Genomic DNA, 22,219 nt, shown 5'->3' on the forward strand with positions numbered 1-22,219 from the left:
ATTTTTATAAAAATAAGGCTATATTTTTCTTGCGTTTGCGAAATTCTGTATCTGCGCCGCGGCTATCGCCTCGCATATAGTCATCCGTCCCTCGTAGAGGCTCTTGCCGATGACGGCGGCGTTCACGCCCACGGCTGCGAGGTTTGATATGTCGCGCGGCGTGGTGACGCCTCCCGCCGCCGCTATGAAGCGCCCCGGCGCTGAAAGCGGCGCGTAGTCCGCGGCCTCCGTGCCTTCCATCATGCCGTCCCGCTCCGTCTGTGTTACGAGAAATGAGGTGAACCCCTTTGCCTCAAGTGTTGAAACGGCCTCTTTTGCACTTAGATTTGTCGCCTCCAGCCAGCCGGAATGAACCACCTTTTTATCTTTTATGTCTATCGCCGCCATTATTTTTTCGCCAAAGCGCGCGGCAAGCGTTTCCGCCTGCTCTATCTCCTTGAAGATGAGGCTTCCAGCCATAACGCGCCCAGCCCCCGCCGACAAGGCCTCCGCTACAGCCACCGCGCTGCGCAGGCCGCCGCCATACTGCACAAAAAGCCCTAGTGCTGCTATCTGCGAAAGCACCTCAAGGTGGCGTGGTTCTCCAGCCTTTGCTCCTTCGAGGTCTACGACATGTATTGCGGAACACCCTGAATCAATGAAGGCCTTCGCCGCCTCAATCGGAGAAAGCGCGTAATCGCGCCGGCGCATATAGTCGCCCTGCGTCAGGCGGACGACCCGCCCTTCGTAGAGATCTATCGCGGGTAAAATTATCATAGCCACAGCCCCTTTGTGCTTGGGTCGCCGGATGCCGGCTCAAGCGCTTCCGCGATTGCTACGCCCGCGCCTTTAAAGGCCGCCTCCGCCGCGTGATGCGAATTGTCAGTCTCCAGCAGTGCGATGTGCAGCGTAAGCCGGGCTTCGCGCGCAAGCGCCGCAAAAAATTCAGGCACCAGTTCCGTATCAAAGTCGCCGCAGCGCTGCGAAGGAAAATCTCCGCGCCACGTAAGGCCGCCGCGCCCGCTGAAGTCAAGCGCCACGCGTGCAAGTGAGCCGTCCATAGGCAAAAGCGCCCACCCGTAGCGGCGAATGGGGCCCGCCGCGGCAAGTTCTTTGAGCGCCTGCCCAAGGGCGATGCCCACGTCTTCCGCCGTGTGGTGAAAGTCTACTTCTGCGTCTCCGCGTGCGAATATTTTTATCCCAAGGCGTGCGCGATGGCAGAAAAGGTCTATCATGTGCGCGAGAAAGCCGCAGTTGATATCTATTGAGCGTTCGGTTTGTTCGTTGCTCAGCACAAGCTCTATCTGCGTCTCTTTCGTGTCGCGCTTTATATTTATCTCCATCAGGCCGCCCTCACGGCGGAAGCAAGCGCGCCCACGACGCCGGACAAGGATCTCCACCGCATCTGCACAGAGGCGTTTCCCGCCACCAGCCGCAGAGAGACGGGCATCGTCTCCTTTATCACCTGCAGGCCGTTTGCGGCAAGCGTGCCTCCGGTCTGCACCACGTCAAAAATACAGTCCGCAAGGCCCAGCGCCGGCGCCAGCTCCACGGAGCCGTTTAGCTTCAGCAGCTTTATCTGCACGCCCCAGCCGGCGAAAGTTTTTTCCGCAAGGTGCGTGTATTTTGTCGCCACCTTAAGTCCCATCAGTCCGCAGGCCTCTTTGCGAAAACGCGCCGCGACACGGGCCGGCCCCGCCACAGCCATGCGGCAGCGCCCGCGCCCCGTGTCGAGCAGTTCGGTAAGAGCTACGTCCGCCTCTTCGATGACGTCCTTTCCGGCAAGAGCCAGGTCCGCTGCGCCGTAATAGACCATTGCCGGAACGTCCGACGGTTTTGAGAGCAGGTAACGGAAATTGGCCTCTTCAATGACGAGGCTGCGTTCCGCCTTTTTCAGTCGTTCCGTGGGCAGTCCCGCGCAGTCAAGAATCTCTATACATTCCTTTAGGGAACGCCCAGTAGGCAGTGCAAATGTCAGCATGACAGCGCCTCCGTCTCAAATTCGTTCAATGTAAGTTCGCGGCGGGAGCCAAGCGAAAACGCTTTTTTGCCGCCGAAGTCGATCCACCATTCGTAGCCGCGCAGCCGCGCCGTCGAAATGGATTCTTCTTTTTTAGAGGCCCAGCTAAGTTCAAAGGCCACATCCTTTTTGGAGAGAGCGTCCGCATAGCGAAGCGCCTCCGCGCAGTCGCAGGAGCCGCCCCAGAGCATCATTACAGGCTTTGGTGCGGGAGAGGCGCAGTGAGCCGCAAGCTCCTTTAAATTCAGAGCAAAACCGGCCGCCTGCCCCTCTATGCCCTCCTTTGCAAGCAGCCCGTCGTAACGGCCGCCGCCTCCAAGCAGCGTCCCGTCCACAGAAGAATAGGCGTTGTATATTGGGCCGCTGTAATAGCCCAGGTCACGCACAAAACTCAAATCGACGCGCAGCCGTTCTGCGTAGCCGAGCTTGCAGAGACTGGCGCATAGCCGCCTCAAGGGCTCAAACATCGCAGCGCAGCCCGTGAGTTCGGTCGCTTCGGAGAGCACCTCGCAGCCGCCTTTGAGCGACGGCAGAGCAAGTATCGGCCCCTTTGCCGCGTCAGCTATGTCGGCCGCGCGCGCCTCTTCCATGTATTTTGTGTAGTCGCCGTCGTTCAGCGCGTCTATTAATTTTTCCGCCGTCCTGCGCGGCACGCGGCTGAAAATTTCTGATATGACCGAGACGTCGCCCAGCACGAGCACCGAGTTTTCTATATTCAGCGCGTCCAGCGTGCGCAAAAGCAGCGCTGCAGTCTCCGCGTCCGCGCTTGCGCCCTCCCAGCCGATGAGCTCCACGCCCACCTGATTTTCCTCAAGATTCTCCTTTGGGGGCCGCGGAACAGAAAAGACGCGCTCCGCGTAGGAGAGGCGCAGCGGTTTTTCGTCAGTCGTATAGTGGCTGCCGAGATAGGCTACGGCAGAAAGCGTAAGATCGCCGCGCAACACGCACGGTTCGCCGAGCGGCGACATCAGCGGAATGAGCCTCCGCGCGCGCGAAGGCGCCATATTGCCCCACACGTCCTCAATAAGCTGAAACTCCGCTGGGCTGAATGGATGGTATCCATAAAGGGAAAATAAATGCATCGCCGCGCCCCTGCAATATTCCATATTGGCCGCTATCGGTCCGCCAATGTTGCTGCACCCCTTTGGATTCCTGTTCATGTTCAATACACCCTCTCAACGTTTTGCTATCATTTTACTTAGGTAAAGTGATAGCTTGATAATTTAGCAAGCGGGATATATAATAGCACGCGTTCGCCGCTTTTGCAAACCAAGCGCACCGTTTGCGCGCGCTAAGCTGCAAAACCGCGTTGGGCGGAGCCGGCGTACAGTGTTATATAATGATGTGGGGATGAGTTTACGGCAAAGGGAGTTTTATAAAATGCAAAAGAAGAACACGGAGGGCGCAAGCGTCGACGCGCTCATTTTTGATATAGACGGAGTGCTGCTTGACGTAACAAAGTCATTTCCAGAGGTCATACGGCGCGCGGTCGCCGTCGGTTGGGAAAAATTCTGCGGCGGGACGACGGACTGCGGCGGGTACTGCGCGGAGCATGAATGGGTATTCAAACGTCACGGGAGCTTCAACGACGATTACGACATCGCATGGACGCTGCTTTCGATGGCAGCGGCCTCGGGTGAAAAAAAACTTTCCGCAGCGCTTCCATCGCCGGAAAAGCTTGCGGAAGAGCTGAAAACATTTTATCGCCCTCTGCCTGAGTGGGTGCGCGAAAAATACGGCGACGGCGCGCCGCGCTCCGAAGTGCGCGCTTTCTGCGCCGAGCTTTACGGAGGCAAGGGCTTCGGCCTGCATCTTCTGGAGCGGCCGATGATAAAAAAGCATTGGAGCGAGCTGGGCCTGCCGGTCGCCGTCTATTCCGGGCGCAACGCGCATGAATGGGAGCTTGCGAAGGAGAGCCTGGGCTGGGAGGATTTTCCGGACGCTCTCGTAGTTCACAGCGACCACGGCATTGAAAAGCCGTCGCCCGACGGGCTTGAAATTCTTTGCGGCCGGCTCGGCGTCTCGTCGTTCGTATTCTTTGGCGACACCGCAAGCGACATGCAGGCGCAGGCGGCCTGCGGCAAAGGACTGTTCGCCGCGATAGGCGCGCTGCTGCCCGAGGCGAAATACAGATATGACACAACAGAAGAGGCGGTAGCCGCCTTCACAAAGGGGCTGCCGCGATGACTAATCAGGAAAAAGAAAAATTCTTCGCGGAGCTGGCGCGTCCTGCGATAGGCGAGATAGAGCCATACGACGCGCGGACGATGGAGCGGCCGGCCATACGCGTCTCGGCCAACGAAAATAACGCGGGAGTCCCCGCCTCTGTGCTATACGCAATGCGTGAGGCGCTCTGTTTGGCAAACCGCTATCCCGACAGCAGAAACACCGCGCTCAGAGAAAAGCTGGCCGCGCGCTTTGCGCTGTCGCCCGATCAGTTCATCACCTCAAACGGCCTGGACGGACTTTTTACGATGCTGGGCCGCGCCTTCCTTGACCCGGGCTGCGAAGTGCTGTGCGGAGAATGTACCTTCGGCGTCTACGCCGAGACCGCAAAAATAGCGGGCGCCTCAGTCAAAAAAATACCGCTTGACGACAACTGGAAGCAGCTCCCGGAGCGTTTTGCGCAGGCTGTCACAGCAGCCACCAGGATGCTTTTTTTCTGCAACCCGAACAACCCCACTGGCACATATTCCGCACCGGACGAAATAACGCGGATGCTGCGCGCCGTCCCCACGCGCGTCATCGTGGTGCTCGACGAAGCCTACATTGATTTTGCCGACGCGGATAAAGAGGCGTCGTTCCGCCTGCTTTCCGAATTTCCCAATTTGTTGATATGCCGCACCTTCTCAAAGATTTTCAGCCTCGCGGGAATGAGAGTGGGCTGGGCGGCCGCAGACCCGAGGCTGTTGGAAAGCCTCTATAAAGTGCGCGAACCCTACTGCGTCACAGCCGCGGCCGAAGCCGGAGCCTGCGCCGCGCTGGAAGAGAGGGAGGCCGCTTTGACCGCCGCGCGCACTGCCGCCTGCGAACGTGAAAAACTCTGCGCAGTATTAAAAGAATGCGGCCTAGCCTATATTCCATCTGCCGCAAATTTTGTTCTGACGCTTGCAGGAGAAAGACACGACGCGCTTACCGTGGCCTTCGCAAAGGCCTCTATCGACGTGCGCACGCTCTTCGTGCGCGGAGCGCCAGCCATAAGGATATCCATAGGAACGCCCACCGAGAACCGCGAGGTCGCGCGCGTGCTGCTGGAAAACAAATAAACGTCCGAAAAATCATTCCGCGTGCCGGGTGCGGCAGCCAAGGTCAGGTTAAAGAAATAAATTCTTAGCGAGATAACGAGGTGCTTAAATTGGGAAAATTATGTGGTGTTTTTGCTCCGGTTCCGACGCCTTTTCACACAGATGAAACATTGGATCTTGTAAGCTGGGAGGATAATCTTTTTCAGTGGAAAAACTCCGCGCTGGACGGCATTGTCATCGCGGGTTCAAATGGAGAAATGCCTTTCATAGATATTGAGGAAAGGGTAAAGCTGACACAGGCGGCGGCGAAGGTGTGCCGCGGCGTCAAGCACATAATGACAGGCGCTTACTTTGCATCGGAGGCCAAGACGGTCGAAGCGGCTAAAAGGCTGGCTGATGCTGGAGCGGACAGCCTGCTGCTGCTCCCTCCCCATTATTTCAAAGGCAATAATGCCGCTATCCTTAAGTTTTATCTGGATGTCGCAGACAATTCCCCGCTGCCCTTATTCCTTTATAATATGCCCAAAAATACAGGCGTCGACCTCACGGAAGAGGTCATCTTGCAGGCGGCGGCTCATCCAAATATCCACGGGATCAAGGATACCTCCGGCGACATGTCGAAAATAGGTTTCACAGCGTCAAAAGCCCCGAAAGATTTTGCCGTATTCGGAGGTACCGGCAACTGGTTTTTGGCGGCGCTTTCAATGGGGGCCTGCGGCGGAACGATGGCGGTCTCAATTCTCTTTCCCCGCGCATGCAGGAGGCTCTATGATGACTTTTGTGAGGGGCGCCTCACGGAGGCTCTTGAAATTCAAAAAAGGCTGCTGCCTGTAAGTGATGTCATTACCCGCAGATACGGAGTGCCGGGGCTCAAGCATGCACTGGCGCGGCGCGGCATGGCGGGCGGCAGCTGCCGCCGTCCGCTGCTTCCCATCACCGACGAGGATAAAAAAACGATTGATGCTGTAATCGAAGCTTCGGGATTGGCGGACTACGAAAAATAACTAACTATACGGGCGGGTGGTGCAGCGTCGTCATCCGCCTCTTATCTTTCTCGGAAACCAGCGCGCACTTACAGAACGAAGAGGTCGGAGAGGCCGGCGTCAGCGTTCTGCTGTGCGTTAAAAACATTACGCCTTTTCACGCAATACGCGCAAAAAACATCTTATCCGTACTCGTTCGCCGCGCTTATGATATATAATTTCATCATATAACTTCTGAACTTGGAGGGAGATACATGCTTACATTAAAAGATTTTCTTCACGCTGAGGTGAAGCCGGCGCTTGGATGTACGGAGCCTGGGGCTGTGGCCCTCGCCGTGGCGCGCGCCTGCGCCGAGCTTCCAGACAGAGCGGACATTGCCGCCGTGCGCGTCACGGTGAGCGCAAGCATCTATAAAAACGGCATGGCGGTAGGCATCCCAGGCACGCAGGGCGCGCGCGGAAACACTATAGCGGCGGCTCTTGGCGCTATACGCGGAGATGCCTCGCTGGGGCTTGAAGTGCTGCGCGGAACTACGATGGACGACGTAAAAAAGGCTGAACACTGGGTGAGCGACGAACGCGTCTCCATCTACTGCGACCCGGACAGGACGGGCGTCTATGTGCTTGCCTCCGTATTCACGCCGGGGCACAAGGCGACCTGCCTCATTGAAAACAGCCACGCCAACGTCATAAAGGTCATTTTGGACAACGAAACAAAATTCGAGGCGCCGCAGAAGGCATCATCGGCCTCCGGCTTTGACGACGGCTTCCCAGCAACGCTCAAAGAGGCGCTCAAAATGGCCGAAGAGATGGACGACGACGACGTGCGCTTCATCTGGGACGGTATCCGCATGAACCTGCACGTAGCTGAAGGCGGCCTCAAATCGACGCAGGAGTGCAGCGCGTGCGGCGCCTGCATACAGGGCAGCAAGTTCGCGCGCACCCTGCTTGATCTGGAGCCGGCGGGGGCCGCCGTGCCCGCCGTCATGGAGATACGCAGCACCTGCGCGGCCGCTGCCGAAGCGCGCATGTCCGGCATCCTTCTGCCGGTGATGAGCAGCGCCGGAAGCGGCAACCACGGCATCACGGCCATAGTGCCCGTCGCGGTGCTTGGACGGCGCGCCGGAAAAAGCGACGCCGAAATAGCAAAGGGCGTTATCGTCAGCCACATCGCCACAAGCTTCGTCAAGCACAACCTCGGGCGTCTGTCGCCCGTCTGCGGCTGTTCCGTAGCGGCGGGCGCAGGGGCCGCCGCCGGCATGACATGGCTCATGGGCGGAGACTACGAACAGATATGTACGGCGATGAGCATACTGCTTGCCAATATAGCCGGGATGCTGTGCGACGGCGCGAAGGAAAGCTGCGCGCTGAAAGTGGGCGCCGCCGCCTCCGAGGCCTATTACGCGATGGAGTGGGCGCTCAAAGGGCAGAAACTCGCCGTGCCGCAGGGCGTCTTTGGCGACACGATCGAAGAGACGGTGGAAAACGTCGGACGCGTCTCGCGCGAAGGCATGAGGAGCGTAGACCGCGTCATGATAGAGATACTCGACAAGCGCCACCGTCCCACGGCCGCTTCACTTTAAGATATTTGCAGCAAGTGTAAAGATATAAAGAAAAGAAAGGTCTGAAATCACCATGAACAAAATGACGAAAAACATAAAAAGAGCTCTTGCCGCGCTTCTTATATGCGCCACGCTCGCCGTCTCCGTTCCAGCGGCGCGTGCGCTTGATTTGGGCGACATCCTTAAAAAAGGAGCCATCGGGATTGCCGCGGGATGGCTCGTCACCGCAATATCGCCACAAATGAACGATTTCATCAACACGATCACCTTCAACAAAGGCGTCAAATATGAGGGATACACGAAAGTAGTACCCATAGTTTCCTTGGGCGACGGCACCCGTATCGGAGCGGCGCAGGTGGGCGCAACGACGCAGGACGCCATCGACCGTACAAAGGCGGTCGCCCAAATAGAGGGCAACTTCCAGAGCGTACATGCCACGGCGCTCATCCCCATCGACTCCACCAACCCGCTGCAGCGTTTTCGCCGCGTCAAGGGCGTCGGTGTCACCGCAATAATCAACGTGCAGCTGTAGGCGCAGGAGATGTCAGACTACAGACCGCAGCTTCCGGACATCCAGCGCGCAAAGCAGCGCATAAGCGCGGTGGTGGAAAACACGCCGCTTGCGCTGAATCTGCCGCTATCCGCGCGTTACGGCGCGCATATCTGGCTAAAGCGCGAAGATCTTCAAATAGTGCGTTCCTACAAAATACGCGGAGCCTACAATAAAATAGCCGGGCTTTCAGAGGAAGAACGGGCGCGCGGCGTAGTCTGCGCCTCCGCGGGCAACCACGCACAGGGAGTGGCGCTTGCCTGTTCGCGCCTTGGCATACAGGGCACCGTCTTCATGCCGAAGCCCACGCCGAACCAGAAGATAAATCAGGTAAAAATGTTTGGACGCGACAACATCAATATCGTCCTCACGGGAGACGCCTATGACGACGCCTGCGCTGAGGCGACCGCCTTCTGCGAGAAAAACGGCGGCGCCTTCATCCACCCCTTCAACGACCCGCAGATAATCGAAGGGCAGGCGACGCTCGGCCTCGACATCCTGAACGAGGCGCAGGGCCCCATCGACTATATACTGCTGCCGATAGGCGGAGGCGGCCTCGTCTCCGGCGTCGGCAGCGTCTTCAAAAGCCTTAGCCCCGAGACGCGCGTCATCGGCGTAGAATCGGCGGGAGCCGCCTCTATGCAGGCGGCCTTTGACGCGGGCTGCCCCGTCACTCTGCCAGAGATAGAGACCTTTGCTGACGGCATAGCGGTGCGCCGTGTCGGCGACGTAACCTACGACATCTGCCGCGACGTAGTAGACCGTCTTGTGCAGGTGCCCGAGGGCGACATCTGCACCACGATACTGAAGCTTTACAACGAAAGCGCGATAGTGGTGGAACCTGCGGGCGCAGTCTCCGTCACCGCGCTTGACGCCGTGCGGGAGGAGATCGCCGGTAAAAACGTAGTCTGCGTCATAAGCGGCAGCAACAACGACATAACGCGCATGGAAGAAATAAAAGAGCGTTCGCAGCTCCAGCAGGGCCTCAAACACTACTTCATAGTGCGCTTCCCGCAAAGGGCGGGCGCTCTGCGCGAGTTTCTGGAAAACGTCCTGGGCCCCGACGACGACATAACGCATTTCGCCTACAGCAAGAAAAATTCCCGCGAACGCGGCCCCGCCGTAGTCGGCGTCGAGCTGCAAAAAGCGGAAGACTTCGCCCCGCTCATAGCCAGAATGAAAGCAAGGGGCATCGCCTACGAGTACCTCAACGACAAACCGGATCTGTTTCAGTTTTTGATCTAGGGCGCGCGTCACAGCCCGCTTAACGGTCGCCGTCCCGCATAGGAACATTTTGCTCAGACGAATTTTGTCTTGCGCGGTGTTTCTATGCGGATTTTTCGTCTTCGCCGCGGGCGGCGAAAATTTTTGAATCCTGGATAAACCCAATCAGCAAGGATGAAACCGTGACCGTCACCAGTGAAAATCCGATGCGGCTGAACGGTATATAGCTAAGTGAGAGCGTGAGCACGAGAATATCCGTGATAAGGTACGCTCGCGCTATATTCCATTTGGTAACGTGTGAGATGGTCAGGGCCAGCGCGTCGTCCCCGCCGCCGGAGCCGCCCTGCCGGACTATCAGGCCGACTCCCAGCCCTACAAAAAGGCCGCCGCAGACGGCTGCAAGCAGCGGTTCTCCGCTCATATCGGGCAGCAAACGCGGGAACTGCTCCCAGAGCCTGAAAAAACCTGTGAGGCTCAAAGTCGCCACCGCCGACAGCCTGATAAAGACGCCGCCTAAGTATCTAAAGGCCAGCAAATAGCAGGCGATATCCAGCACCGGCGTGGTTATGGCGGGGGAGAGGCCCAGCCAGTGATTGGCCAGCAAAATCATGCCAAGAACGCCCCCCTCTGTGATGACGCCGACCTGATGTATGTTATAGACACCAAACGAGCTGATTGCCGTTCCTGCCAGAATCATAACGATTTTTCGAAGGGAAAAGCCCTCCGTGTTTTTCCGTATTAAATCAAGAAGTAAATTTTTTGTCATTTTGATACGCACCCTTTCGCAAACACTATAAACTCTGGCATAATACCAAGGTCAAGAAAAAAATTACGCGGCCTGCGTGGCAAGAGGTGTCTGACGGTGAGAGACTACTATAAAATCAGCGAAATATCCAAACTTTACGGCATCGGCGCCGATTCCCTCCGGTATTATGAAAGGCTGGGCATACTCCGGCCGCATCGGGACGACAACGGCTACCGGCTCTATCGCCTGAAAGAAATGTATAAGCTGAACATCATACGTGACCTGCGGCGGCTGGATTTTTCCATGTCCCAGATAAAAGAATACCTGGCAGACCAGAACGTCGACAACACCCTGGAGTTGCTGCACAGCGAACGGCGGATGCTGGAAGAGCGGATACTGGAACTAAAAAACAGAAAAGGACTTATCAACGAAAGGATAGCCGTCCTTAATAACGCTCGGGAGATAAAAACGAACATCTTTACGAAAAAGACCTTGCGCGAGAGGTTCTGCGTGCAGCTCTGCGAACACATCACAAGAGATGAGGAGATGGACTTTGCAGTCAAAAGGCTCCACAGAAAGCACGAGGAAAAAATACGCGATTTAGGAAATCAAGTCATCGGCGCCTTTTTGTCGATAGACAGAGTGAGACAAGGCATTGCAAATGTCTATGACGCCGTTTTCTTTATACTGGAACAAAAGACGACGGATTACGACTTTATATTGCCAGCCGGAGAATATCTCTCGTATTTTTACAGCGGCGGCTACGGGCAGAACGTAGAACGGATGGAAGAGATGCTGAGCTATGCGGCGCGCAACAAGCTGCGCCTGCTGGGAGAACCATTTGAAATGTATGAAATAGACAACCGCGACACGGTGCGGGAAGAAGAGTTTCTCACAGAAATACAGGTGCGGATAGCGGAGGACGATACGAAACGAGAATGAATGGAAGAAACTTGCCAGACCGCGTGGTCCGCGTCTAAAAAGCAATAAATATAACTGCTGATTCAGCGAGAGCGGAAGGATATTATCCTTCCGCTCTCTGTTATATTTAGCTGGCGCAAAAAACCCTCTGTTACTTGCCCTTGATCATCTGCGCTTTTATGCCCTTCCACAGAGACAGGGCTGTGAAGAATATTATCACGAGGGAGAGCGGGCTTGTCGCCATGCTGCGCAGCAGGTCAAGAACGCTTCCGTGAACCAGCGACATCGCTCGAGCAAGTTCCCCCTCAGCCATTGTCCCAAGCACAAGGCCCAGTACGAGAGGTTCGCGGGGGACTTCGAAGAATTTCATCAGATAACCCAGTAGCCCTACGGCCAGCATGATCATTACCTCGACCATAGACATGTTGATGGCGTATGACCCGATCACCGCAAGCCCTATTACCAGAGGCCCCAGTATTGACGCGGGGATCTCAATGAGGCGCACGCAAAAACGCGAGATAAAAAGCCCCACGGGCACGAATACAAGATTTGAAACAAACAGGCTCATTATAAAGGTGTAGACGACGGCCGCGTTCTCAGTAAAAAGAGTCGGGCCCGGCTTCAAGCCGTGTACCATCAGGCCGCCAAGAAGCACCGCGGAGACGGCGTTGCCGGGGATGCCCAGCGTCAGCGCAGGCACAAGAGAGCCTCCAACTACCGCGTTGTTCGAAGTTTCAGAGGCGATTATCCCCTGCGGACAGCCCGTGCCGAAGGCCTTTGGATCTTTTGAAGATCTCTTCGCGTCGTCATACGCTACAAAGCTTGCGATGCTGCTTCCGGCCCCCGGTATTATGCCGACGATGATGCCTATTACCGTAGAGCGTATCAGCAGCATATTGTAACGGAATATCTCCATCATCTCTCCGAAGGCGCCCTTTCCGACGGCCCGGCTCTGTTCTACTTTTCCCTTGTTCAAAAGTTTCAGCGACTCTATGACCTCCGGTATGGAATAGAGGCCTATCAAGGCTATGACGAGAGAAAGCCCGTTATAAAGCTCGGCCACGCCCATTGTGAAACGCAGGTCGCCAGTGATCGGGTGCATTCCAATGACGCTGAGGAAGAGCCCCAGCGCGCCGGCCCACAGCCCTTTCAGCATGTTTGTCTCAGAGAGCGAAGCGATGACGCTCACGCCGAATATAGCCAGCAGAAAATAATCCTGAGAGCCGAATTTCAGCGCAAATTCAGCAAGCGGAGGCGCCAAAAAGAGCAGCGCGAAGATGCTCAAAAATCCGCCGACCGCGGATGAGGAGGTTGCAAGCGCGATTGCGCGGGACGACTGCCCCTTTTTCGTCATCGGGTAACCGTCAAGCAGCGTACAGCAGTTTGCCGGAGTTCCCGGGATATTCAGCAAAATGGCGCTGATTGCGCCGGAATAGGTCGAAGAGCAGTAGATAGCGCCAAGCAGCGCAAGCCCAGCGGCGGGACTCATGCCGAATGTAACGGGGACGAGAAGCGCTACTCCCATGGTGCTGGTAAGCCCGGGCAGCGCGCCTATTATTACGCCGAAAACGGTCCCGGCAAAGATGAGCCCCAGAATAACTGGGTCGGCTAAAGCTATCGTTCCTTGAACAACGTTGGAAAATATCTGTTCCATAGTTTGGAGCCTCCTTTAAAAGAGCAGTCCCTCGGGCAGACGCAGCCCAAGGAAGGAGATAAAGAGCGCGTAGACCACTCCCAGGAATATCAGTATTGCGGCGGCGGAGGGAAGAAAACGTCTCTCGCCGAAGAAGAACATTGTAAAGGCCATGAAGGCGACGGTGCTGACAAAATATCCGATGTGCTGTATGGCTATTATGTAGAGCGCGGTAAGGCCGAAGACGAGGACTGGAAGTTTAAAGGTCTGGATGATGCTGCCGCCGTCTTCCTGTTTTTGAACGTTGTTTTTCAATGTTTTTATTAAAATAAGAATAGAGAAGAAAACCATTAAAATGCAGAGAAACCGTGGAAACACAGCGGACTCCGCCGGATAACTGAATGACTGTGCCGCAAGAAGCGTTGATATCACGGTAATGCTGGCTGCGAAAAAAAGATTTTTATTGACCGTCATCAGGTCTCACCCCTCGAAGATATTAAATTCCCGCCGCGTGCGCGGCGGGAGGCGTTATCAAACTTTTAGTTAAAAGAGCGATTTGTATTCTTCAACGATCTTGTTGGACTCGTTGACAAGTTTGCCGGATTCTTTCGTACCGATAAATTTAATGATAAGTCCAAGCGACTTAGCCTGCGCTTTGAACTCAGGATTTTCTGCGACCTTTTTAAACGCCTTTTCAAGCACGGCCACATCTTCAGCTTTGGTCTCCTTAGGCACCGCTACTCCGCGCAGCGCGGTGCCCGCCGACGGTATCTTGACTTTAAAAACGGACTTCGAAGACTTGATGTCGACGCCGTCTATTTTGCCGTCATAGAACATGACGAGAGGTACGATCCTTCCTGCTTCAAGATGGGAGACCGCGGCGCTGAGTGTAGTGAGGGTGACGTCGACCTGTTTGCCAAGCAGCGCGGTGAGCGCGGGGCCAGAGCCGCTGTAGGGAACGAAGTTTGCTTCCATTTTCAACACTTTGCAGTTGATGAGGTGCTGGAGCTGTACGTTGCTCTGAGGACCGTCGCCCGCGACATTCAATTTGCCGGGGTTTTTCTTTGCGAAATCGACTATTTCAGCTGCGTCTTTGAATTTGCTGTCTTTATTCACTACCCAGATGAGAGGGTCTATTTGGAAGTTGCATACATATTTGAAATCATCAAGACTGAACGGAACGTTCGGGCGCAGCGCCTTTACAAGGACCATAGAGGGCTGGCTTGTCGCGCCCATTGTGTAGCCGTCGGGACGCGCCTTTGCGAGCGCGGTCCATCCTATCTGTCCGCCCGCGCCGGGTTTGTTTTCAACGACGAGAGCCTGCCCGAGAGCCGGCGTCATATATTTCGCAACGAGCCTGATGACAATGTCATTGCCGCCGCCGGGAGAGAACGGAACTATGACGGAGACGGGCTTCGTCGGGAAAGCGGCCGCAAAAGAGGCGGCTGCCGGGCACATCATCAACGCAAGAGCCATAACAATAACGAAAGACTTAAACATTTTTTTCATAATGGATCCTCCTCGTTTTATTTGATACTGCATATTTAAAAAATTCTTATAGGTTTACCTTGCGGCCTTCGACCAGCTTCACGCCGTCCACTTCTATGGTAGGCTCCCACATCAGCAGGTCGTAGTGCGTCGGCGCTTTTACCGTGCCGCCCAGTGTGATGCTGGTGCCTATGCCGATGTGCGCCGTGGGGATGACTCCTTCGTCTTCGAGCATTATTCCGCAGAGCCTGCATTTTGGGTTCAGCCCGAGGCCAAGTTCCGCGATATTGTAGCAGTTGGGGTCATTGTGGCTTGCGAGGTCCTTTTTCAGAACTTCCGCCTGTTTGCCGCCCGTGATGTTCGTTATCATGCCGTCTTTCACGTCGACTATGACGGGTTCGTTCAGCACACCTATGCCAAGATAGGGGATGCTTGCGTCCGCTACGATCCTGCCGTTTGCGGAACCTTCGACCGGCGACGAGTTTGCCTCGATCGTGGGGATGGTTGAAAATTCTCCCGGCTCTACGACGCAGTAAAGAGCGTTTCCGCGGCGTCCCGTTATGTCAAGCCAGAGGTCTGTTCCGCCCGGCGTCGTCACATGCACGCGTTTTCCTTTTGCGAAGGCGTCCGCTACGCCCTTGCATATCGGCTTGATGGCGCGGAAGTCCGCCTCGATGCCGCCTGAAATGAGCATATCTTCGGTAAAGTCCGTCAGCACCAGTATGCGCGCTCCATGCTCCGCGGCCTCTTTGACCGCGAAGGTGTGTGTGACCGAATAGCTGACGGGGATGAGGATGACGTCGGCGTTTTTCATGCTTTCGGCGATCAGCTTCGGCGGTTCTTCTCCCGCCCTGCGGCGAGGCTTCATGACGCTCACCACTACCTCCGCGCCGCGTTCCACGGCCGCCGCCGCGAGCACCTTGGCAATTTTTTCCTGGACCATGTCCGTAACGATGAGCACCGATTCTCCCGCTTTCAGAGAGACGCAGTTGTCCATGATCGTCTTGGCCCCCTGGAGCATTAGGCATTCCTTCATTTCCAAATAAACCACTCCCCTGTTCCCTTGATAATAAAAACACTTTAGTGCGCCTGTTGGCTTTAAATAACTTATTATAGTATAATACTACAATCATACAAATATATGTCAAGAGGCAAAATTTATTTTGGCTGACGGCGTATTATTTAAGAAAAGATGTAATAAAATATATTAAGCTGTATCATGTTGATGACCACCGGCGCACGGCTTGGAAAGAGGTTTTATTTATGAGGGCGACAGAGACAATGCAAAGTGCAAACTTAATGCCGTTGAGAGGTGAAAGGCTTTCCTCTCAAATCTCAAAACTGATATTGGCGGAAATACAATCCGGTCAGCTCTCGACGGGGGACAAGCTGCCGCCTGAAACGGAGCTTGCGCAGAAATACGGCGTCAGCAGGACGATCCTGCGCGAAGCGATCGCGAGCCTTAAAAACGACGACATCCTTGAATCGAAGCAGGGACGCGGCATCATAGTAAAGAATCCGCGCGGACGGCAGGCCTTTCGATTCTCCGACGTCTTTGAGAAGGTCTCTATGGATGAAGTGAATTATTTTTATGAGATGCGTGCGCTGCTTGAGTCCGAAGCGGCGGGGCTGGCGGCCATGAGGCGCACCGATTCCGATATGGAGGAAATCTGCGCGGCGCTGGCCGGAATGGAAAACGCGGTCAGCCAAAACGCGCTCGGGGCGCAGGAGCACGACCGTTATAACGCGGCCATAGCGGCCGCAAGCCATAACCCGGTGCTCATAGAATTTCTTTCGTTTTTGCAGTACAAGCTCCACGATCTTGCGAAGGAGCTGCGCATCCGCACAATGTCCTCTCCTGAGAGGGCCCACGCCGTGCTTGCGGAACATAAGCAGGTGGTGGACAGAATATCCGGGAAGGATCCCGCGGGCGCACAGCTTGCCGTGCTGACCCATTTAAAAAACGCGGCGGAGCGCGCCGGCATAAAAATCTACGATTAGTCGTTAACGAGCCGCTCCTAGCGCGGCCAAAACAATAGCGGAGGCCAAACGGCCTCCGCTATTGCCTTTAGCAAATCATATCGATTTATAATTTACAAATTATACATATCTTCCTGCGCGGTGATGTTTATTCCTTTTTGCGCGAGCAGATCCGCCGCTTTTTCTATGTTCTTGTCGGCTACGCGGAAAACCATGTAGGCGGCCTGATCTTTTCTTGTTGTGAAGGCGTAGCTGTATTCGATGTTTATCTCGCCCTCCGTAAGCGCGGCTAAAATGTCAGTCAGCGCGCCGGGACGGTCTGGCACCTCGACGGCGAGCACAGGGGTGACGGCGGAGATTTTGCCGGCCTCTTTCAGCACCTGCTGCGCGTGTTCGGGGTCGCTCACTATGGTGCGCAGCACGCCGAAATCTGCGGCCTCCGCGAGAGAAAGGGCCCTCATGTCGATGCCGTTTGCGCGAAGCAGCTCGACGAACTGCGCCAGCTTGCCGGGCTTGTTTTCAAGAAATACCGAAATCTGTTTGACTGTCATTTTATTTTCCCCCTTCATAGCTGATCTCCTCCTAGTATAACTTACGATTGTCTATTACGCGAACGGCCTTGCCTTCGCTGCGCGGGATGCTCTTAGGCTCGACGAGGTGCACCTTGGCGAAAATTCCGAGGAAGCCCTTGACCGCGTTGACCAGCGTTTTTTCGCGCGTTGTGATCTCGCTCACGTTGTCGCTGAACATCTCCTGCGTCATCTCGACGTTGATGTCAAGCGTATCGGAGGTGCCGACGCGGTTGACGACTATCTGGTAGTTCGGCGAATAGCCGTTGTCGATGAGCACTGTCTCTATCTGCGACGGGAATACGTTGACGCCCTTTATGATGAGCATGTCGTCGCTTCTGCCCATCGGCTTCGCCATGCGCGCGTGCGTGCGTCCGCAGGCGCACGGCTCGTGGTTCAGCACGCAGATGTCGCGCGTGCGGTAGCGTATCATCGGAAAGGCTTCCTTTGAGATGCTGGTGAAGACTAGCTCGCCTTTTTCTCCGTCGGGCAGAGTCTCTCCAGTGTTGGGGTCGATTATCTCCGCGATGAAGTGATCTTCGTTGATGTGCATCCCCTGCTGCGCGCAGCACTCATAGCTGACGCCGGGGCCTGCTATCTCAGTCAGTCCGTATATGTCGTAGGCTTTGATGCCAAGCTTTTCTTCGATGTCATGGCGCATCTCCTCCGTCCACGCCTCAGCTCCGAATATTCCGGCCTTCAGTTTTATCGTGCCGCGAAGGTTTTTTTCGGTGATCGTCTCGGCAAGGAAGGCGGCGTAGGAGGGCGTGCAGCAGAGTATGGTGGAGCCCAAGTCCTGCATGAACTGTATCTGGCGCTCCGTCGAGCCGGAGGACATCGGAAGCGTCAGCGCTCCCACCTTGTGCGAGCCGCCGTGAAGCCCCAGTCCCCCGGTGAATAGGCCGTAGCCGTAGGAGATGTGCACGACGTCCTCCTTTGTGCCGCCCGCCGCCATTATTGCGCGCGCGCAGCAGTCGTCCCACATGTCGAGGTCGTTCTGCGTGTAAAAGGCGATTACGCGCTTTCCGGTTGTGCCGCTGGTTGACTGTATGCGCTTGCAGTCGGCAAGCGGCGCGCAAAGCAGGCCGTAGGGGTATGCTTCGCGGAGGTCGTCCTTTTTGATGAACGGCAGTTTGTGAAGGTCGCAGAGGCCTTTGATGTCGGCCGGAGTGACGCCGTGCTCGTCCATCTTGGCCCGGTAATAGGGCGAGTTTTCGTAAGCGCGCGCGACAGTTTTGACGAGCCGTTCGCTCTGCCATTCTCGTATTTGTTCTCTTGACGCACATTCGATCTCAGGTTGGTAGCAGTTTGTTTTTTGCATATCGTTCACATTTCCCTTCCATGTTCTTTTTGTAATATTTTTTATCCGCTGGCAAGCAGCAAAAAAGCAGGGCCCGCAAATCACGGACCCTGCTTCAACGATAACCACGCTACGCTAGATTCTCAAACTTTATGAATCAGGCGATCTTCGCGCGGACTCTCGTGAAGAGGCCCGCGCCGGTAAAGGAGAACCGCGTGACATGATTCTTTGTTGATGATGTTGTCATATTCGTCATGCCCTGGCTCCCCTTCCCTGAAATATCAACTTGATTTCCTGTTGTTGGAAATTTTAGCACTTGAAAATCATTTGTCAACCAACACCGTAAAATTTGTCGCGTCTTGCGCGAGGAGAAAGAATCTCAGTTCACGCATGATATAATTTATTATATCCGGCGTTTATGTAAAGACAAAGGGGGCGGCGGTCTGATGGAGGATCATGTCAGGGTCATTGAGCGGGTCTTTGATATAATCGAGCTTCTCGCGCAGGCGCAGGAGCCGATGTCTCTCACTGACATCGTTAAAAGAAGCGGCATAAGCAAAACGACGGTCTATCGCCTTTTGCAGACGATGTGCAGCCGCTGCTATGTCGAAAAGGACAAGGACAACTGCTACACCGTTGGGCCGAAGCTCATCGAGGCGGCCAGCTGCCACATCATCGGCCTTGAGCTGCAAACGGAGTCAAAGCCGATACTGGCCGAGCTGCGCCGCAGGCTTAATCTTTCCGTGCATCTTGGCATACTTGACGGGCATGAGATCGTATATCTTGAGAAGATGGACATCTACCCGACGATGCGGCTTTATACGCAGGTGGGCTATCGTTCTCCAGCCTACTGTTCCTCGATGGGCAAGTGTCTGCTGTCGTGCCTTTCCGGCTCCGAGCTTGAGAAAGCGCTCTTTGCCTGCCCCTTCGAACGTTTCACGCCGCACACCGTGACAAATTTCCACGACTTCAAAAAGCTGCTGAAGGGCGTGCGCGAAAGGGGCTGGGCGATGGACGATCAGGAATATCTCCTTGAGCACCGCTGCGTCGGCGCGCCCGTCTTCGATTACCGCGGAGACGCCATAGCCTCCGTCAGCGCAAGCGGGACTACGGCTGAGATAACGGACGAACGGCTGCCCTCCGTAATCGAAGAGGTGAAGCGCGCAGCGGGCCGGCTCTCGCAGCGGATGGGTTACATAGAAGAATGATAAAAAGCCGGCCCTCCGATGCAGGAGGGCCGGCTTTTATTTGCGGCTGCGCGCCGCGCGCTGCTACTTTAGGATGTTTTTCAGCACGATGGATTTTGTGTGCGTCATCTCGTCGAAGGTGGACATAACTCCCTCTGTGCCAATGCCGGAGAATTTGTAGCCGCCGAATGGCATTTCGAAGCTGCGGAAGAAGCTTGCGCCGTTGATGACGGAGCCGCCGCATTCAAGCGCGTTCGCTACGTGGAACGCCTCTTTCATGTCCTTCGTGAAGACGCATCCGCAGAGGCCGAACTTTGAGGCGTTTGCGATTTCGATCGCCTCTTCCGGCGTCTCAAAGGTGATGATGGGAACGACGGGGCCGAATATCTCCATATCTTTTGCGACGTCCGCCGTCTTTGGCACGTCCACTATGACGGTCGGTTCGTAGAAGGCGCCGCAGCGTTTGCCGCCGAGCACTATTTTCCCGCCCTGTTCCACCGTCAGCTCTACCTGCTTTTCGACTTCTTTTGCGGCCTTTTCGCTGATGAGGCAGCCGAGGCGCGTATCTTCGTCCTGCGGCATTCCGACCTTTATCTTCTTTATCTTTTCTACGGCCTTCTTTGCGAACTCCTCCGCGACATTTTTGTGGACGAGGAAACGCTTTGAAGCGCAGCAGACCTGCCCGGTATTGTACATGCGGCCCCAGATGAGTTCGTCGGTCGCGAGATCTATGTCGGCGTCCTCAAGGACGATGAAGGCGTCGTTTCCTCCCAATTCAAGCGCCACGTGCGCAAGGTTTTTCGCCGCGTGCTCCGCCGTCTCTATGCCGACCTCGGTGGAGCCTGTGAGCGTTATAAGGTCGACGTCGGGGTGGGTGCAGAGAGCATTGCCCACTATCGACCCACGTCCCGTGACTATCTGGACAGCTCCGTCCGTCACGCCCGCCTTTGTCAAAAGCTCAGTCAGCATACAAAGCGTGAGCGGATTGTCGGTGGAGGGCTTGACGATGGCGGCGTTTCCCGCAAGCAGCGCGGGCGCCACCTTCTGGTCGAAGAGGTCGCATGGGAAGTTGAATGGTATGACGCAGACGACGACGCCGACCGGTTCCCTTTGCGTAAAGAGGATGTTTTTGTCTTGCCCCGCCTCCATGCCGGATGGGACTACTTCTCCGTACAGATGCTTTGCCTTCTCGCTGAAGGCCTCAAATGAAATAAAGATGTTGCCTATCTCGGCGCGCGCCTCGACGATGGGCTTGCCGGTCTCGGCGGAGAGCGTCTGCGCGAGCTTTTCCCTGTTCGCGTCAACGAGCTTCAGGAAATTTTTCATGATCTCCGCTCTTTTATAGACAGGTATCTTGGCCCATTGCTTCTGCGCCGCCTTCGCGGAGGCGACGGCCCTGTTTACGTCCTCCTGCGTCGCCGCGGGCACTGTGTCGATGAGCGCGCCGGTCGCTGGGTTTGTAACTTCGATGACCTTGCCGTCTGAGGCGTCGGCCGGTTTTCCGTTGATTATCATTTTCATCTGGATTTTTCCTCCTGTTTTTACGTGGGTCAGTTGCTGAAGGCGGTAAATGAAAGCATCAGGCCGCCGCAGGTATTGTTGTTGTCGCTTTCGTAGCCGTACTCTCCGAAGGTAAATTCAACGATGAACGGCACACCGTCTGCCTCGCGCTTGACGGCTTCGGCCACCTCGCCGATGCGGTCTCCGATGCCGGCGCGTCTGCCGCCGCAGTGTACCAGGTGATAGGCCGCGGGCTTCGCCCCCGCCTTTTCCCTGAGAGCGCGCAGCGTCTCTCCCGCAGAGGCCACCAGCTCGTCCACCGTCGCCTCCATGCGGATGACGCATGTTTTTTCCGCGAGGTTGTTGCCTACCGCCATCGAGCCGTCCGCGTTGCCGTTCATCGGGTGGCGAATGGCCACCAGGTCGCCGAGCCTGTCTTTGACGCCAAGAGGCGACGTGACGCAGGTGACCAGCAGGTTTGCTCCCGTTACGGCCTCTTTGCCGCAGCCGAGCCACTTAGCGAACTTTTCCGTCGCCGGCTCTCCGTCTATTTCAACGAGAGTCCTGCTGCCGGAGGTCTTTGTGATTACGCCGAAGTCGTTCGTCTCGCGGTAGGCGCCCGTGAAAAGGTTCGTCATTTTGACGTCGCCGTAGAAAAAGGCGACTACGAGGCCGTCCGCGAAGTTTTTATCGCCAGCGTACAGCTTCCATTCCCCGGAGATCGAATTGTCGGCGGCGCTGCCGCCGAAGAAGGGAACGCGGCCTATGACGGAGCTTATGCCTTTTAAATAAAATTCTTCTTCCGCGGGAGAGGCTGCCATGTAGAAAAATTTAGGAGCGCAGTCCATCTGCGCCGCCTTCATAGCCGCAAGCGCCACAGCGCGCCCGGTAGCCACGGCGTCCGCTCCGCGTTCCGACGCAGCGACCCCAACTTTCATATCCTTGTCCGCGAAAGCCATTACGCCGACAAAGCCGTCGTCTGAGGAGACGTAGCCGTCGGGCGTGATTATGCCGGTGAACGAGGTATTGCCGAAAGCTGGAACTCCGGGAAGAGCCTCTTTGACGCCATTCATCATTTCCGCAATGTCATATCCGCAGCTTCCGTAAACAAAGGCCGCCTTCACGCCGTCCAAATTTTTGGCGGCGGAGGCCGCAGCCTCTTTTCCAGCCTCTTTTGCGGATTTCAGTACGCTTGAACCAACATTAGCCTGTAACATAAAAAATCCCTCCTGTCGCTCGTCGCGAATTTATTTTATTGTTTAAAGATGAGAATTGAGCCTGTTTGACATCTTTAATATATACCCTTGTGCAGAATTATCAACGTAAATATTCC

22 protein-coding genes are annotated in these 22,219 nt (G+C 55.7%); 9 read left to right on the forward strand and 13 right to left on the reverse strand.

Annotated elements, in window-relative coordinates; translation table 11 throughout:
- Positions 1–18: 18 nt before the first annotated feature.
- The 4 genes from RRY12_08855 to RRY12_08870 are packed head-to-tail and all read right to left on the reverse strand — an operon-like array spanning position 19 to position 3,159.
- Positions 19–756 (reverse strand): 1-(5-phosphoribosyl)-5-[(5-phosphoribosylamino)methylideneamino] imidazole-4-carboxamide isomerase, encoded by a 738-nt coding sequence (locus tag RRY12_08855; protein ID MEG2184773.1) that lies wholly within the window; start codon positions 754–756, stop codon positions 19–21.
- A complete protein-coding gene (locus tag RRY12_08860) occupies positions 753–1,322 on the reverse strand; it encodes an imidazoleglycerol-phosphate dehydratase (GenBank protein ID MEG2184774.1) in 570 nt (189 codons plus the stop codon). The genes RRY12_08855 and RRY12_08860 overlap by 4 nt, the downstream gene beginning before the upstream one ends.
- Positions 1,322–1,960, reverse strand: a complete 639-nt coding sequence (gene hisG / locus RRY12_08865) for an ATP phosphoribosyltransferase (protein ID MEG2184775.1) — start codon at positions 1,958–1,960, stop codon at positions 1,322–1,324. Before hisG ends, RRY12_08860 begins: the two co-directional genes overlap by 1 nt.
- Positions 1,954–3,159 (reverse strand): ATP phosphoribosyltransferase regulatory subunit, encoded by a 1,206-nt coding sequence (locus tag RRY12_08870; GenBank protein MEG2184776.1) that lies wholly within the window; start codon positions 3,157–3,159, stop codon positions 1,954–1,956. The genes hisG and RRY12_08870 overlap by 7 nt, the downstream gene beginning before the upstream one ends.
- A 220-nt stretch (positions 3,160–3,379) precedes the next feature.
- On the opposite strand from RRY12_08870, the gene RRY12_08875 reads away from it, so the two are divergent.
- The 6 genes from RRY12_08875 to ilvA all read left to right on the forward strand — a co-directional run bounded on the left by RRY12_08875 (position 3,380) and on the right by ilvA (position 9,584).
- A complete protein-coding gene (locus RRY12_08875; protein ID MEG2184777.1) occupies positions 3,380–4,186 on the forward strand; it encodes an HAD family hydrolase in 807 nt (268 codons plus the stop codon).
- Positions 4,183–5,265, forward strand: coding sequence for a histidinol-phosphate transaminase (gene hisC / locus RRY12_08880; GenBank protein MEG2184778.1), 1,083 nt, complete (start codon positions 4,183–4,185; stop codon positions 5,263–5,265). The genes RRY12_08875 and hisC overlap by 4 nt, the downstream gene beginning before the upstream one ends.
- 89 nt (positions 5,266–5,354) lie before the next feature.
- The gene (locus tag RRY12_08885; GenBank protein MEG2184779.1) at positions 5,355–6,248 is read left to right on the forward strand and encodes a dihydrodipicolinate synthase family protein; all 894 of its coding nucleotides are present in this window, start codon (positions 5,355–5,357) and stop codon (positions 6,246–6,248) included.
- A gap of 233 nt (positions 6,249–6,481) precedes the next feature.
- A complete protein-coding gene (locus tag RRY12_08890; GenBank protein MEG2184780.1) occupies positions 6,482–7,810 on the forward strand; it encodes an L-serine ammonia-lyase, iron-sulfur-dependent, subunit alpha in 1,329 nt (442 codons plus the stop codon).
- A gap of 52 nt (positions 7,811–7,862) precedes the next feature.
- Positions 7,863–8,321: a hypothetical protein gene (locus RRY12_08895; protein ID MEG2184781.1), complete on the forward strand. Its 459-nt coding sequence runs from the start codon at positions 7,863–7,865 to the stop codon at positions 8,319–8,321.
- Between the two features lie 9 nt (positions 8,322–8,330).
- Positions 8,331–9,584: a threonine ammonia-lyase IlvA gene (gene ilvA, locus RRY12_08900; protein MEG2184782.1), complete on the forward strand. Its 1,254-nt coding sequence runs from the start codon at positions 8,331–8,333 to the stop codon at positions 9,582–9,584.
- Positions 9,585–9,666: 82 nt separating this feature from the next.
- Here ilvA and RRY12_08905 read toward each other — a convergent pair whose 3' ends face one another.
- The gene (locus RRY12_08905; GenBank protein ID MEG2184783.1) at positions 9,667–10,329 is read right to left on the reverse strand and encodes a YitT family protein; all 663 of its coding nucleotides are present in this window, start codon (positions 10,327–10,329) and stop codon (positions 9,667–9,669) included.
- Positions 10,330–10,425: 96 nt separating this feature from the next.
- On the opposite strand from RRY12_08905, the gene RRY12_08910 reads away from it, so the two are divergent.
- A complete protein-coding gene (locus RRY12_08910) occupies positions 10,426–11,250 on the forward strand; it encodes a MerR family transcriptional regulator (GenBank protein MEG2184784.1) in 825 nt (274 codons plus the stop codon).
- 130 nt (positions 11,251–11,380) lie between these two features.
- On the opposite strand, the gene RRY12_08915 is transcribed toward RRY12_08910, so the two are convergent.
- The 4 genes from RRY12_08915 to RRY12_08930 form a co-directional block, all read right to left on the reverse strand.
- Positions 11,381–12,883, reverse strand: a complete 1,503-nt coding sequence (locus tag RRY12_08915; protein ID MEG2184785.1) for a tripartite tricarboxylate transporter permease — start codon at positions 12,881–12,883, stop codon at positions 11,381–11,383.
- A 15-nt stretch (positions 12,884–12,898) separates the two neighbouring features.
- Complete coding sequence (locus RRY12_08920) at positions 12,899–13,336, reverse strand: tripartite tricarboxylate transporter TctB family protein (protein ID MEG2184786.1); 438 nt, start codon at positions 13,334–13,336, stop codon at positions 12,899–12,901.
- Between the two features lie 69 nt (positions 13,337–13,405).
- Positions 13,406–14,371 carry a tripartite tricarboxylate transporter substrate binding protein gene (locus RRY12_08925; protein ID MEG2184787.1) on the reverse strand — a complete coding sequence of 322 codons (966 nt, stop codon included), beginning with the start codon at positions 14,369–14,371 and terminating at the stop codon, positions 13,406–13,408.
- A gap of 46 nt (positions 14,372–14,417) precedes the next feature.
- Entirely contained in the window at positions 14,418–15,386 is a 969-nt protein-coding gene (locus tag RRY12_08930) for a leucyl aminopeptidase (protein MEG2184788.1), read from the reverse strand.
- Between the two features lie 263 nt (positions 15,387–15,649).
- Here RRY12_08930 and RRY12_08935 point away from each other — a divergent pair, with 263 nt between their 5' ends.
- Positions 15,650–16,351: a FadR/GntR family transcriptional regulator gene (locus RRY12_08935; GenBank protein ID MEG2184789.1), complete on the forward strand. Its 702-nt coding sequence runs from the start codon at positions 15,650–15,652 to the stop codon at positions 16,349–16,351.
- Positions 16,352–16,443: 92 nt separating this feature from the next.
- Here RRY12_08935 and RRY12_08940 read toward each other — a convergent pair whose 3' ends face one another.
- Both RRY12_08940 and RRY12_08945 read right to left on the reverse strand, forming a co-directional pair.
- Positions 16,444–16,881, reverse strand: coding sequence for an ACT domain-containing protein (locus tag RRY12_08940; GenBank protein ID MEG2184790.1), 438 nt, complete (start codon positions 16,879–16,881; stop codon positions 16,444–16,446).
- Between the two features lie 31 nt (positions 16,882–16,912).
- Entirely contained in the window at positions 16,913–18,220 is a 1,308-nt protein-coding gene (locus RRY12_08945; protein ID MEG2184791.1) for a phenylacetate--CoA ligase, read from the reverse strand.
- Between the two features lie 425 nt (positions 18,221–18,645).
- Between RRY12_08945 and RRY12_08950 the strand changes: the two genes are divergently transcribed.
- A complete protein-coding gene (locus RRY12_08950) occupies positions 18,646–19,407 on the forward strand; it encodes an IclR family transcriptional regulator (protein MEG2184792.1) in 762 nt (253 codons plus the stop codon).
- A gap of 63 nt (positions 19,408–19,470) precedes the next feature.
- Here RRY12_08950 and RRY12_08955 read toward each other — a convergent pair whose 3' ends face one another.
- Together RRY12_08955 and RRY12_08960 are read right to left on the reverse strand one after the other, a co-directional pair.
- A complete protein-coding gene (locus RRY12_08955) occupies positions 19,471–20,907 on the reverse strand; it encodes an aldehyde dehydrogenase family protein (protein ID MEG2184793.1) in 1,437 nt (478 codons plus the stop codon).
- 29 nt (positions 20,908–20,936) lie between these two features.
- Entirely contained in the window at positions 20,937–22,103 is a 1,167-nt protein-coding gene (locus RRY12_08960) for an FIST N-terminal domain-containing protein (protein ID MEG2184794.1), read from the reverse strand.
- Positions 22,104–22,219 lie beyond the last annotated feature (116 nt).

This window comes from Cloacibacillus sp., assembly GCA_036655895.1.
In the GTDB taxonomy this organism is placed as follows: domain Bacteria; phylum Synergistota; class Synergistia; order Synergistales; family Synergistaceae; genus JAVVPF01.